The organism is Cellulophaga baltica (assembly GCF_900102165.1).
Taxonomy (GTDB): Bacteria; Bacteroidota; Bacteroidia; order Flavobacteriales; family Flavobacteriaceae; genus Cellulophaga; species Cellulophaga baltica.
The window spans coordinates 39011-52164 of record NZ_FNBD01000015.1 but is presented as its reverse complement, the minus strand read 5'-3'; the positions used below and the strand labels follow the sequence as shown (position 1 = coordinate 52164).

Here is a 13154-nt window from a genome sequence, read left to right as displayed (position 1 = left end):
ACATGAAAAAAAATATAATAATAGCTTTTCTAGGATTAACCCTATTAAATAATATGGGGTGTACAAATGAATTAGATACAGAGCCAATAGTAGAACTGACATTGGAAGAACTAATAAATAGAGACCCTAATGCAGTACAAGGTATTGTGTCTAGGTTGTATGGTTCTTTTGCTTTGTCTGGTCCAGACGGTCCAGAAAGTTCAGATATTAGTGATGATGCAGGCGAATCTCCATTTTTGAGAGGTATTGTAAACCTTCAAGATTTTACAGCAGATGGAATAAAGAACAGATGGGGAGATGATGGTTTAGATCAGCTCACGACAACAACTAATTGGGATGAAAACAATAAGTTTTTTAGGTATTTGTACAATAGAATATATTATACCATACCACAGTGTAATAATTTATTGTCGGTTTTAAATAACGAAGATGCGGAAGATAAAGAACAGGTAATTTCAGAGGTTCGTTTTCTAAGAGCCCTAGCGTATTATTATCTTATAGATACCTTTGGAAAAGGTGTGCTGGCAACAGAAGAAAACTTTGGTTCTTCAGCACCGTTACCAGAGGCAACGAGAGCGGAGTTATTTGCTTATGTAGAATCAGAGTTGGTAGAAATAGTTGAAACATTACCAGATACAAATGATTATGGTAGAGCAAATAAAGCTGTTGGGCAAATGTTATTGGCTAAGCTTTATATCAATGCAGAAGTATATACAGGAACTCCTAGATATGGAGATGCTCTTACAGCAATTAGTAGTGTGATTACCAATGGAGGTTACACCTTGGCAGACAGTTTTGTTAGCGTATTTTCTGGGGATAATAATACGTCAACCGAAATAATATTTCCTTTAATTGCAGATGCAATTACAAGTCAGAGTTATGGTAATACAACCTATATAGTCAATGGTTGTAGTAGCTCAGAAACTATGACTTTAGAAGATTATGGATTAACAGATGGTTGGGGTGGTCATAGAGCATCTAAAGGTTGGTATGGTTTGTATGGTGATTTAGATACCACTACAGATGAGCGAGCTAGTTTGTTTTTTAAAGAAGGGCATTCTTATGAAATGACCGATTATAAAACTTGGACAGATGGGTATCCGCCAATTAAATTTAGAAATACGAACGCTTTAACAGCCGCTACAGCACCAACCACATTTTCTAGTACAGATTTTCCATTATTTAGGTTAGCAGACGCTTATTTAATGTACGCGGAGTGTGCTGTTAGAACCTCTCAAAATTTAGGCGAAGCTTTAGGATTTGTAAATCAGGTAAGAACAAGAGCTAATGCAGCACCAATAGCAGCATCAGATTTAACCCTAGATTTTATGCTGGATGAGCGTGCTAGAGAATTAAATCTTGAAGGTCATAGAAGAACGGATTTAATTCGTTTTGGGAAATTTACAGGAAGCGCTTACGTATGGCCGTGGAAGGGTGGAGTGTTAAATGGCACTTCAATTCCAGAGCACTATAAATTGTTTCCAATACCCTTACAGGCTCTTGAAGCTAATCTCAATTTAAAACAAAACCCTGGATATTAAATAACCAAAAACCATAACTATGAAAAATATTAAAATTATAGGATTATTCATCTTAGCAAGCTTTGCATTCACTTCTTGCGAAGACGACGATAATTTAGTGTATACGGCACAAGTTCCTTCAGAAAATGTAGCCTTCACAAGTACTTTTTTAATTGAATATGTATTAACGGAAGATGCCAAGAACAATATAGCAGAACGCTTTGTTTGGAACTCTCCAGACTTTGGGATAGCCACCCCAAATAGTTACGACTTAGAAGGCGCTATAACAGAAGATTTCGCAGAGGTAGTTGTTCTAGGAACTACAGCAGAAAACAATTTGGGGATTACAGTAGCGGAAATGCTAGAATTGGCCACTACCGCAGGTTTAGATAATGACCCAAATACTACAGATGTGCCAAATGCAGGCAGCTTGTATTTTAGAGTTAGAGCTTATATTGGTGATGGCGGAGAGAATGCTCCAGAAAGTTTTTCAACGGTAACAGCGCTAAATGTACTATTGCCTGAAGACGTAGAGGTTGCTAGTGGTGTTGAGTTATCTTCGTGGGGTATTGTGGGGTCTGCAGCTAATGATTGGGGAGCTACTCCAGATATCCCTTTTTATACTACAGAAGATCCTAATATTATCATTTCATATGCTAATTTAATTGCTGGAGAAATTAAGTTTAGAGAAAACAATACTTGGGGTGGAGATCTAGGAGATGCTACTTTAGACGGAATTTTAGATGCTGATGAAAACAATAACATTGTAATAGTAGAAGCTGGTACGTTTAAAGTTACTATTAACTTAAGTGATAAGTCCTACACCATGGAAGAATATTTTTGGGGTGTAGTTGGTAGTGCCGCACCAAACGGATGGGACGGCCCTAATACCAAGCTTGAGTATGATTATACAACAGACACTTTTAAAGCAGTCGTAGAATTAATAGATGGTGAGGTAAAATTAAGGATGAATGATACATGGGATACCAGTTATGGTGATGGTAATTTAGATGGAATTTTAGACACAGATGCAGATAATAATATTGCCGTTACAGCTGGTTTTTACTCATTAACGGTAAATTTTAATACACTAGCGTATACTTTAGAAGAAACCACAATTTGGGGTTTAGTTGGTTCTGCTACACCAAATGGTTGGGATGGTCCAGATACTAAGTTTATGCCAGATTTTGCTAATCCTGGTATATGGACAATTGATAGTATTGAGCTTGTAGACGGACAAATTAAAGTAAGAGCAAATGATACATGGGATCTTAGTTACGGTGATTTGGAGCTAGATGGAATATTAGATACCGAAAATGAAAACAATATAAATGTAACCGCAGGGACGTATAAAATTGTTATAGATTTTTCAGATGAAGCTTCTCCTACAATTGTAATTGAATAAGACAAAATTAAAAGGGTTGCACATGGTGTAACCCTTTTTTAATACCCCACTATGAAAAAACTTTTACTACTCTTTTTTTTATTTTTTTCTGTACTGATTTTTTCACAAGTACAGAATGTAACTTATACTATTTCTCCAACAGCCTTTGTGGAAGATGAAGAAATTAGAATAACAGTCTCCAATTTAAATCTAACTACTTGGGGTGAAACAGATGCGTATATATGGGCATGGTCTTTAGATACTGATGGAGGCAGCACTATAGATTCTCCTACCAATGGCAGTTGGGTAAATTCTGATGAAAGTCAAAAACTTATAGACAATGGCAATGGTACCTATAGCTTTGTGTTAACACCGACTACTTTTTTTAATAGAACAAATATTGGTAAAATAGGGATACTTGTAAAAGCAAAAAATGGGGATGGCGATAAAAAAACGCAAGACTTTATTTTTGACGTAGGTACATTCCAATTTACGCTTTCTACACCAGCAGAAACTACAACAATTGTAAATTCTGGAGACAATGTATCGGTTGAAGCTACATCTTCTTTAAAGGCAACCTTTGTTTTAAAGGCAAACGGAGTCACTGTAGATACAAAGGCCGAAATTACAGATTACAGCTATAGCTATATGGTTTCTATAAATACTAACTTTATTTTAGAGGTTACGAGTGATACGGAGACTAAATCGGCATCATTCAGCACCTTAGTATCCCCGACGATAGAAGAGCTGCCAATGCCTGCCAATTTAGTAGATGGGATTAATTTAAACCCAAACGACCCTACAAAGGCTACCTTGGTGTTATATGCACCCGGAAAAGAGTTCGTACACCTTATTGGAGATTTTAATGATTGGCAAATTTCAAATGAATACTTATTAAAAAAAGACAGCTACAAAGATCGGTTTTGGATTGAATTAAATAATTTAACACCTCAAGCCAATCACCTTTACCAATACCTTGTTGAGTTTAATTTGAATATTGCAGATCCTTATTCTACTTTAGTTTTAGATGGCTACGGAAACGATGCGTTTATTGATGAGGTTACGTATCCAAACATTCCAGATTATCCAGTAGGACAATCAGATGCAATCACAGTTTTACGCACTGGAGATCCAGAGTATAATTGGCAGAATACCAACTTTGTAAAGCCTAAGAAAGACGATCTAGTAATTTATGAATTATTAGTTAGAGATTTTGATGAATTGCACAATTTTGATGCCGTTAAGAATAGATTAGATTATCTACAAGATTTAGGTGTAAATGCTATTGAGTTGATGCCTATTAATGAATATGATGGCAATGAAAGTTGGGGGTATAATCCAGCTTTTCATATGGCTTTAGACAAATATTATGGCACCAAAGACGCCTTAAAAGCGTTAATAGATGAATGCCATGCTAGAGGAATAGCAGTTATTATAGATGTGGTGTATAACCATGCTTCAGGGCAACACCCGTACTATAGAATGTGGAATACAGATAATGGTGGTAGTGGCGGACAAGCAGCTGCGGATAACCCATTTTTTAATCAAGTAGCAACACATTCTTATAGTGTTTTTAACGATTTTAACCATCAAAGTCAAGCTACTAAAGATTATGTAAATAGAACTGTTACGTATTGGATTGAGGAATTTAAAATTGATGGAATGCGCTGGGACCTTACTAAAGGTTTTACACAAAACTGTACACCATCAGACGAGAATTGCACCAATATGACTCAGCAAGATAGAGTAACGGTTTTACAAGAATATGCCGATACCCAGTGGGCTTCTGATGATGATTTTTATATCATTTTTGAGCATTTTGGAGCCATAGAAGAAGAAGAGCAATGGGCAGATTACCGTATGGATGAGGGTAAAGGAATACTACTTTGGAATAAACAGACCGAAGCGTACAACGAGGCTACATTAGGCTTTAATAGTACCTCTAATTTCTCAGGAGTTTCCTATAACGAAAAAGGATTTAAGCAGCCATCAGCTGTATCTTTTATGGAAAGTCATGATGAGGAACGTTTGATGTTCAAAAATTTAGAATTTGGTAATTCTGATGGTACCTACAATGTGAAAGATATTCCAACAGCCTTAAACAGAATGCAAACTGCAGGCGCTTTCTTTTTTACAGTTCCAGGACCTAAAATGATTTGGCAATTTGGGGAGCTTGGTTACGATGTTTCAATAGATGATAACGGTAGGGTAGGAAATAAGCCCATTCGTTGGGACTATTTTGCTGATGAGAATAGAAAAGCAGTATATGAAACATGGACTAAACTAATCGACTTAAAAATTAATGAACCAATTTTTGAAACGACAGATTTTGAATTGGATTTTGATAATCCGTCGGGATTAAAAAAACTTCATCTGTCAATAGTAGGTGCAACGGCTGAAGAAATTAAATATGTAACCATTATAGGTAACTTCGGAGTTACGACACAATCTATTATTCCTGAATTTCAGGAAACTGGTATATGGTATGAATTTTTGAAAGAAAATTTAAAATATGTAGTAACAGATACTCAGGCAACAATTACATTGGCTCCCGGTGAATATAGAATATTTGGCGATAAGCCAACGGCACTTTTTCCCAATAACAATTTACCAGATCAAGATCATGATGGGGTGCAAGATGCAGATGATAATTGTCCTGATACACCACTTGGATCAACCGTAAATGTAAATGGTTGTCTGGTTTTTACAGTGCCATCAAATAATTTTCAAATAAAATTAAGTGATGAAACCTGTAGCAGTAGTAACAATGGAAGTATAGCTATAACTGCGCTAGAAGATTATGAATATACGGCGACCCTATCAGGAGGCGCAACAAGTAGTCAAGCATTTCGTACATCAACCTTATTTACGGATTTATCGGCAGGGAATTATACAATTTGCTTAAGTATTGAAGGTGAAAATTATTCTCAATGTTATGATGTTGTAATTGGCGAGCCAGATGCTTTGACCGTTTCGTCTAAAATGAATGCTAAAGGTACTACTGCTACTTTGAGTTTAAAAGGCGCAGATACCTTCTATATTACAGTAAATAAGAAGACGTTCACAACCAATAGCAACGAAGTAACAATTAATTTAGAGGCTTCTGAAAATGTGATACACGTGAGAACAGATAAAGATTGTCAAGGAGTATATGAAGAAACAATACTGCTGCATACTTCTTTAACTATATATCCAAATCCTGTAGTCGACGATGTTTTGCATGTCCATTTAAATAATAAAAACGCTAAAGAGGTAACAATAACCGTGTATTCATCTAATGGAATTCAAGTATTAAATACTAGCTATCCGGTGATCAATAGTGCTGTTGAATTAAATGTGTCTAGGCTATCAAAAGGAATATTTTTTATGCAGGTTAATTTAAATAATGAAGTTTTAAACTATAAAATTATCAAATAATGAAATATACTTTTCAATATATACTACTCATGTTTGTGACGAGTTTTTGTTCTTCCTGTGGAGGAGGAAGCTCTTCGGAAGCGCCTTCAATTCCTGTGCCAGCATCTGCAACACTTATTTTTCCTGAAAATAATGCAGAATGCAATGAAGGAGAAATCTTGTCAGAAACGGAGAGTCGAGTTGTTTTCAAATGGAGCGATTCTGAAGACACGGATAGCTATACCGTTAATTTGAAGAATCTAAGTAGTGGAGAAATAGTTAATTATAATGAAACTCAGAATGAATTGCCAATCACGATATTCAGAGGTACCCCCTACGAGTGGACAGTAATATCTAAAGCAAACGGCAGCAATGAAAATTCAGAAAGTGACACTTGGAGATTTTACAATGCCGGATTGGCTGCAGAAAGTTATCCTCCATTTCCTGCAAATGCTATTTTTCCAAAAATGGGTTCAACGATTACTCCAGGACCAATACAATTAAGTTGGATGGCAGAGGATATTGATGATGATATTGTTTCTTTTCGCATATTGTTGGATGAAAGCAATGTTCCAAATACCCTAATTGGTGAGACAAATTCTATGACTTTGAATACCACAGCACTAACAGATAGTATTTATTATTGGCAAGTTATCGCTTTTGATAGTCAGGGTAATACGTCTAAATCTCCAATTTTTGAGTTTAAAGTAGACTAAGAAATTTGAAATTTCTTAAATAAAATTTTAAAAGAATACTAATAGTTGAGTTAGTTCTAAACCCTAATCAAATAACATTATTTTGGTTGGGGTTTTCTTATATTCGCAAATGAATGTACTATGGTGAAGAGCTTCTAATTTTTAAACCTACTAAATCATATGATACATTCTGTAAATTAGGTAGCATGCAAAGTTGATTGCGCATAAGTTGTCATTGAATTAGAATTTATACATGTTTAGAAGGATAAGTTTTTTCAAAATATTTTTAGTAGTATCATTCTTTAATTGTTCCTTGTTTTTGAATGCTCAAACTACCTTTGTACTAGACCATGTAGCCTCAAGTACTCCAACTAATGCAACACTTTATCTCACGGGGAGCTTTAATGAATGGGAGCCAGGAAATGTCAGGTATAAATTTGAGAAAAATTCAGACGGAAAATATTATACGAAACCGCTAGTTTTCGAGGATGCTACTATCATGTTTTTGGTAACTCGTGGAAGTTGGGAAACTGCTGAGGTAGAAAGTGATGGGTTGCCAGTGCTAACTAGAAAGATATCATTTTCTCAACCTATAGATACATTGCATTTAAAGATCACGGGTTGGGCAGATAAAGAAGGGCGTGCTATTAGCGCAAAAAAGATTACTGTAAAAGTAACTGAAATACCAAAATCTACACCCCCAGATGCTCCTATCTACATTGCGGGTAATTTTAATGGATGGGTTCCAGGAGATAAACGCTATAAATTAATCAAAGTCGAAGATGGCTCTTACGAAATTGATGTTCCAGTGTATTGGCCAAGATTAACCTATAAATTTACACGTGGTAATTGGTATACGGTGGAAGGAAAGACGTATGGAAGACCAAGAAATGATCGTTTTCAATTAATTACTAATGAAACTTTTGATAAACCTTTAGAAGAGAAGATTATGTATTGGGAGGATCAATCTTCTGGATTGTTTAATCCGTATACTCTCATACTTATCCTTGCAGGTATTCAAGGAATATTTCTAATTTTCATTATCAATTCTTACGAAAATAATAACCGGAAAGCTAATCGCGTTTTAAGTGGCTTGATATTTTTAATAGCGATTATACTTCTTACGCGAGTGTCCCTGTATGATAGAGATATATACAATAGCTATCCTCGGCTCTCATTATTTCAAGATTTGGTGTATTTCTTGTATGCACCGATATTTTTTATTTATATCAAAAAATTATTAAAAATACCTTCAAAACCTAGGGAGCTTAGTCAGTGGTGGTACTTTGTGCCATTTGTTATTCAAGTAATAGTATATCTACTATTTTTTATTGAGCCATTGCACCTGTTTATAGATAGAGCTGTTTCTCGTTTTTATCCATCAGAAATCTACATTACCATAGGTGGTATTGCATTACTATTTAATATTTGGTTCTGGTTCAAAATAAAAAATGTCATAAAGAACTATTTAAAAAATATAGAAGACACTTATTCTTATGATCAAGATGTAAATTACTTGCATACTATTATGCTGCTAAAAGGAGGCTGTTTAGTGTTATGGACTATAATTTTTATAGTAGGTGGTTATAGCTATATTATGACCAATAGTTTAAGTACTTTAACCTTATTTCTAGTAGATAGTATTTGGATTTTATTTTCATTAACTGTTTTTTTATTAGGGTATTATGCAATTAAACAGCCGGCTATTTTCAAAATTCATGAAGTCAAGGTAGAGGCTGCCAAAACAACTAGTAATGATAATGAATTTCTTCAGCTAAAAGAGAAGCTTATCGATATTATGGAAGTAGATAAAGCATTTTTAGACCCTGCACTTAGCCTTCCCGATCTCGCACAGAAATTACAGACCAATGTGCACTTACTTTCAAGAACGATTAATGATGGATTCGATAAAAATTTTAGAGATTTTGTAAATCAATATAGGGTAAATACGTTTATTGAAAAAGTAAATAAAGAAGGATACAAAAATCATACATTCTTAGGTATAGCTTTAGATGTAGGCTTTAATTCAAAATCATCCTTTAATAGGTCGTTTAAAAAAATTACAGGAAAAACGCCACGGGAGTATTTCAATGCATAGTTTCTTATTCTTTTACTTAGATTAATAGAGGTCAGTTTATAAACTGGGGCGAAAACACTTTGATAATAGCATAATTTGGAGGCACTTTTATTAATTTATTTAAAAAATTATTATGTGTCGTTTTTTATTTTTTATAGCCGCATTTCTTCTGGCTACTTCCCCAACATTATTTTCGCAACAGCTCGTTGAGCGTATGGAGCCCCCAAACTGGTGGGTAGGCATGGCTTCTGAAGATCTTGAAATTATGCTTTATGGTAAAAATATTGGCGCTTATGAAGTTAGATTAGAAAAATATGAGGGGGTAGTTTTAAAGGAAGTTAAGAGGGTACAGAATAATAATTATGTGTTTCTAAATTTGACACTTGCACCTCAAACTGCACCCGGAAATTTAACAATTACGTTGAATAGTAAAAAAGAAGCGCCAAAACATTTATCCTATCCCTTATTGCCCAGAGAGGGAACTAATAAAAATACTGTCGGTTTCTCTTCGGCAGATGTGGTCTTTTTGATAACGCCGGATAGATTTGTAAATGGAGATACCTCCAATGATAATGTAAATGGATTTGAAGATAAAGTAAATAGAAAAGATAAAGGGGGCAGGCATGGAGGAGATGTACAAGGAATAATTAATCACCTTGATTATATATCTGATATGGGATTTACCTCGCTATGGATTACTCCGATGCTAGAGAATGCGATGCCAAAAAATAGTTATCATGGGTATGCTATTACCGATTTTTATAAGGTAGATCCTAGATTTGGTTCTAAAGACCTTTACCGGAGTATGGTGAAAAAAGCCAATGAAAAAGGCTTAACTGTCATAATGGATATGGTGGCCAACCATATTGGTTTAAATCATTGGTGGATGAAAGATTTGCCATCACAAGATTGGATTAACCAATGGCCAGAATATACAGAAACCAATCATCGGAAATCTATTATATTAGATCCGTATGCAGCAGAGGAGGATAGGAAAATATTTTTCGATGGTTGGTTTGTTCGTACTATGCCCGATTTAAATCAAAAAAATCCAGAACTCGCAACTTATTTAATTCAGAATGCAATTTGGTGGATAGAATACTCAGGAATATCGGGTATAAGAATGGATACTTATCCTTATCCGGATATGGAATTTATGAATGATTGGTCAGCTGCAATTTCTAAAGAATATCCTTTGTTTACTATTGTAGGAGAAGAATGGTCTACAAATCCCAACCAAGTGGCCTATTGGCAAGAAGGGAAGGAAAATTACAATGGTTATAAATCACACTTAAAAAGTGTTATGGACTTTCCTTTACAGAATGCTTTAGTAAATTCCTTAAATAATGAAAAGTCATGGGCTTCATCTTGGATAGAGCTTTACGAAACATTGGCACAAGACTACGTATATGCCAATCCAAATAATTTAATGATTTTTTCAGATAATCATGACATGAGTAGGATGTATACACAGCTCAATGAAAACTACGACCTTTATAAGTTAGCGTTGGTGTATCTTGCTACTACGCGCGGTATTCCCCAAATCTATTATGGAACCGAAATCTTAAAGACCAATCCAGGTTCAGATGATCACGGAATTATACGTTCTGATTTTCCAGGGGGGTGGCAAAAAGATAAAGTAAATGCCTTTACAGGGCACGGTATGTCGTTAAAGCAGAAAGATGCTCAAGAGTTTGTAAAGAAGCTTCTAAATTGGCGTAAAAGCACTACAGTTATTCATAGCGGATCTTTAAAGCATTTTGCTCCAAAAAATAAGGAAGAGGTGTATGTGTTTTTTAGATATAACAACCAGAAAAAAATTATGGTGATTTTAAATAAAAACACCGAAGATGTACTATTAGATTTGACAACGTATAGAGAAATACTTGGAGAGTCCTTATCAGGTAGAGAGGTTCTAAACAATGTTAGAATTAATGCAGTTTCTAAGCTGTCTGTAAAGGCAAGAAATGCGATGATTATAGAAGTAGAATAGTTTAAATGTGCTAGCAGCTATTAAACCTTCTTGGAATACGTAAACAGCTAAGTCTTATTTTGTAGGCACGCACTCATTAATTAAACTGCCTATTTTTTTAAAAGAAGCAAAGTGCTCAATATCTTAAAAGCAAAAAGCCTTTTGAATCTATGATTCAAAAGGCTTTTCTGTGACCGGGCTGGGGCTCGAACCCAGGACCCTCTCCTTAAAAGGGAGATGCTCTACCAACTGAGCTACCAGGTCATTATTTCAATGATTCGCTATAGAGAAATATTCCCTGTTTGCGGGTGCAAATATACAACCTTTAGTTACATATCCTAGCAAGAAATGGCCTAATATATTTAGAAAAATATTAAACGATATGGAAGATGCTATATATGCAAAAAGCCTTTTGAATCTATGATTCAAAAGGCTTTTCTGTGACCGGGCTGGGGCTCGAACCCAGGACCCTCTCCTTAAAAGGGAGATGCTCTACCAACTGAGCTACCAGGTCATTATTTCAGTAATTTGCTATAGAGAAATATTCCCTGTTTGCGGGTGCAAATATACAACCTTTAGTCACATATCCAAGCCTATTTTGAAAAAAAATTATTTTTTTTTGAAATCACTTTATTTTGGTTCAATTTTACACAAAATAAGAAAATGAAAATAGTCCTTATAGGTTACATGGGAAGTGGAAAAACTACCATAGGAAAATTACTTTCTAAAAAATTGAATATCAATTTCATAGACTTGGATGCGTATATAGAATCTAAATTAAATCTAAGTGTTTCTGATATTTTTAAAGACCGAGGAGAGATCTTTTTTAGGAAAATGGAGCATAAATATGTCCAAGAATTAATGGAAGAAAAAAAATCATTTATTTTATCTACAGGTGGAGGAACTCCTTGTTACGCGAATAATTTAGCATTAATTCAAAAGCATACAAAACATAATTTTTACCTGAAATTATCAATTCCTAGTCTCGTAAAACGGCTAATAAATGAAAAAGAAAGCAGACCTTTGGTTCAAAACATCGCAGAAAACGATTTACCAGAATTTATAGGGAAGCATTTGTTTGAAAGAAATAACTTTTACCTACAAGCGAATACCACTATTGTTTGCGATACTAAAATACCGGAAGATATCGTAAATGAAATTTTAGAAAACCTAAAGTAGGTAGACGCGGTCGTTATTTGTTTTAAAATCTACTTGTATTTGCTCATGTAAAGAGGTAGATAAAGATATTCCTTTATAATCTGCCTTAACAGGATACTTCTTATGGTTTCTGTTTACTAGCACCGCAGTTTTTAATTGTTTTAAAGGTACCCGCAAGAAATGATGGACACCGTATATAAGAGTGGTACCAGAATTTAAAACGTCATCTACTAAGACAACAGACTTATTAGCATAATCTTCTTCCTTTATAGCGGTAGTAACTCCCGACTGTAAAGGATTTTTTTTATCCATGCTTACTTTGCATATCTTTATTTCTGCAGTAGTAATCTCTTGTAGAACTTTTACAATCTTTTTGGCAAAATTTAATCCACCACCTTCTATTCCTGCAATGATGATTTCTTTTTCATCTACATTAGCTTCATAGATTTGATAAGCAATTCTATTAATTTTGTACTGTATCTCTTTATGGGATAAAATCTGGTGTTGCATGCGGTTTAAATTTTCATATCAAAGATAAAGAAACGCTTCTTTATTCTTCATTATTTTTAGTTTCAGAAGAATCATCTATATAGTCCTCAATATCTCTTCTGTCTTTTTTGGTTGGTCTCCCCATTCCTTTCTTTCTATAATAATCCTTGGAATATTGTAAAAGCTCATTGTTTTCAAAAGCAGAAGCAGGGGTGGTATCTTTACGGTATAGATCTACCAGTTTTGCGCCCACTCTATTTGGTGGAACATCTAAAACCGTCAATTCGTAGTTGATCTGATTTTTGCGCACAATTATTTTATCCATCGGCAGCACCTCTTTAGAAGGTTTTGCGGCAGCGCCATTTAGTTTTACATGACCCTTTTTACAGGCTTCTGTACCAATATTTCTGGTTTTAAAATATCTAATACACCATAGGTATTTATCTATACGCATAATCAGTTA

9 protein-coding genes and 2 tRNA genes are annotated in these 13154 nt (G+C 34.7%); 7 read left to right on the top strand and 4 right to left on the bottom strand.

Going from position 1 to position 13154, the window contains the following annotated elements; translation table 11 throughout:
- The first annotated feature begins 2 nt into the window (after nucleotides 1-2).
- From BLQ19_RS18730 to BLQ19_RS18705, 6 genes are all read left to right on the top strand, one after another.
- A complete protein-coding gene (locus BLQ19_RS18730; protein ID WP_074539349.1) occupies nucleotides 3-1541 on the top strand; it encodes a RagB/SusD family nutrient uptake outer membrane protein in 1539 nt (512 codons plus the stop codon).
- Between the two features lie 19 nt (nucleotides 1542-1560).
- The gene (locus tag BLQ19_RS18725; RefSeq protein ID WP_074539348.1) at nucleotides 1561-2925 is read left to right on the top strand and encodes a SusE domain-containing protein; all 1365 of its coding nucleotides are present in this window, start codon (nucleotides 1561-1563) and stop codon (nucleotides 2923-2925) included.
- A 51-nt stretch (nucleotides 2926-2976) separates the two neighbouring features.
- Nucleotides 2977-6321: an alpha-amylase family glycosyl hydrolase gene (locus BLQ19_RS18720; RefSeq protein ID WP_074539347.1), complete on the top strand. Its 3345-nt coding sequence runs from the start codon at nucleotides 2977-2979 to the stop codon at nucleotides 6319-6321.
- A complete protein-coding gene (locus BLQ19_RS18715; protein ID WP_074539346.1) occupies nucleotides 6321-7016 on the top strand; it encodes an Ig-like domain-containing protein in 696 nt (231 codons plus the stop codon). The genes BLQ19_RS18720 and BLQ19_RS18715 overlap by 1 nt, the downstream gene beginning before the upstream one ends.
- A 232-nt stretch (nucleotides 7017-7248) precedes the next feature.
- Nucleotides 7249-9093, top strand: a complete 1845-nt coding sequence (locus BLQ19_RS18710) for a helix-turn-helix domain-containing protein (RefSeq protein ID WP_083332293.1) — start codon at nucleotides 7249-7251, stop codon at nucleotides 9091-9093.
- A gap of 112 nt (nucleotides 9094-9205) precedes the next feature.
- A complete protein-coding gene (locus tag BLQ19_RS18705) occupies nucleotides 9206-11065 on the top strand; it encodes a glycoside hydrolase family 13 protein (RefSeq protein WP_074539344.1) in 1860 nt (619 codons plus the stop codon).
- 170 nt (nucleotides 11066-11235) lie between these two features.
- Here BLQ19_RS18705 and BLQ19_RS18700 read toward each other — a convergent pair.
- Nucleotides 11236-11308: transfer RNA gene (locus tag BLQ19_RS18700), tRNA-Lys, on the bottom strand.
- 177 nt (nucleotides 11309-11485) lie between these two features.
- Nucleotides 11486-11558: transfer RNA gene (locus tag BLQ19_RS18695), tRNA-Lys, on the bottom strand.
- Nucleotides 11559-11707: 149 nt separating this feature from the next.
- On the opposite strand from BLQ19_RS18695, the gene BLQ19_RS18690 reads away from it, so the two are divergent.
- Entirely contained in the window at nucleotides 11708-12223 is a 516-nt protein-coding gene (locus BLQ19_RS18690; protein ID WP_024481406.1) for a shikimate kinase, read from the top strand.
- On the opposite strand, the gene BLQ19_RS18685 is transcribed toward BLQ19_RS18690, so the two are convergent.
- Entirely contained in the window at nucleotides 12215-12712 is a 498-nt protein-coding gene (locus BLQ19_RS18685) for a phosphoribosyltransferase family protein (RefSeq protein ID WP_074539343.1), read from the bottom strand. The genes BLQ19_RS18690 and BLQ19_RS18685 overlap by 9 nt on opposite strands.
- A gap of 40 nt (nucleotides 12713-12752) precedes the next feature.
- Nucleotides 12753-13145, bottom strand: coding sequence for an RNA-binding S4 domain-containing protein (locus BLQ19_RS18680; RefSeq protein ID WP_024481404.1), 393 nt, complete (start codon nucleotides 13143-13145; stop codon nucleotides 12753-12755).
- Nucleotides 13146-13154: the final 9 nt, after the last annotated feature.

Coding starts and splice junctions, on each gene's coding strand:
- BLQ19_RS18730 (WP_074539349.1), top strand. CDS start 3: ATGAAAAAAAATATAATAATAGCTTTTCTAGGATTAACCCTATTAAAT.
- BLQ19_RS18725 (WP_074539348.1), top strand. CDS start 1,561: ATGAAAAATATTAAAATTATAGGATTATTCATCTTAGCAAGCTTTGCA.
- BLQ19_RS18720 (WP_074539347.1), top strand. CDS start 2,977: ATGAAAAAACTTTTACTACTCTTTTTTTTATTTTTTTCTGTACTGATT.
- BLQ19_RS18715 (WP_074539346.1), top strand. CDS start 6,321: ATGAAATATACTTTTCAATATATACTACTCATGTTTGTGACGAGTTTT.
- BLQ19_RS18710 (WP_083332293.1), top strand. CDS start 7,249: ATGTTTAGAAGGATAAGTTTTTTCAAAATATTTTTAGTAGTATCATTC.
- BLQ19_RS18705 (WP_074539344.1), top strand. CDS start 9,206: ATGTGTCGTTTTTTATTTTTTATAGCCGCATTTCTTCTGGCTACTTCC.
- BLQ19_RS18690 (WP_024481406.1), top strand. CDS start 11,708: ATGAAAATAGTCCTTATAGGTTACATGGGAAGTGGAAAAACTACCATA.
- BLQ19_RS18685 (WP_074539343.1), bottom strand. CDS start 12,712: ATGCAACACCAGATTTTATCCCATAAAGAGATACAGTACAAAATTAAT.
- BLQ19_RS18680 (WP_024481404.1), bottom strand. CDS start 13,145: ATGCGTATAGATAAATACCTATGGTGTATTAGATATTTTAAAACCAGA.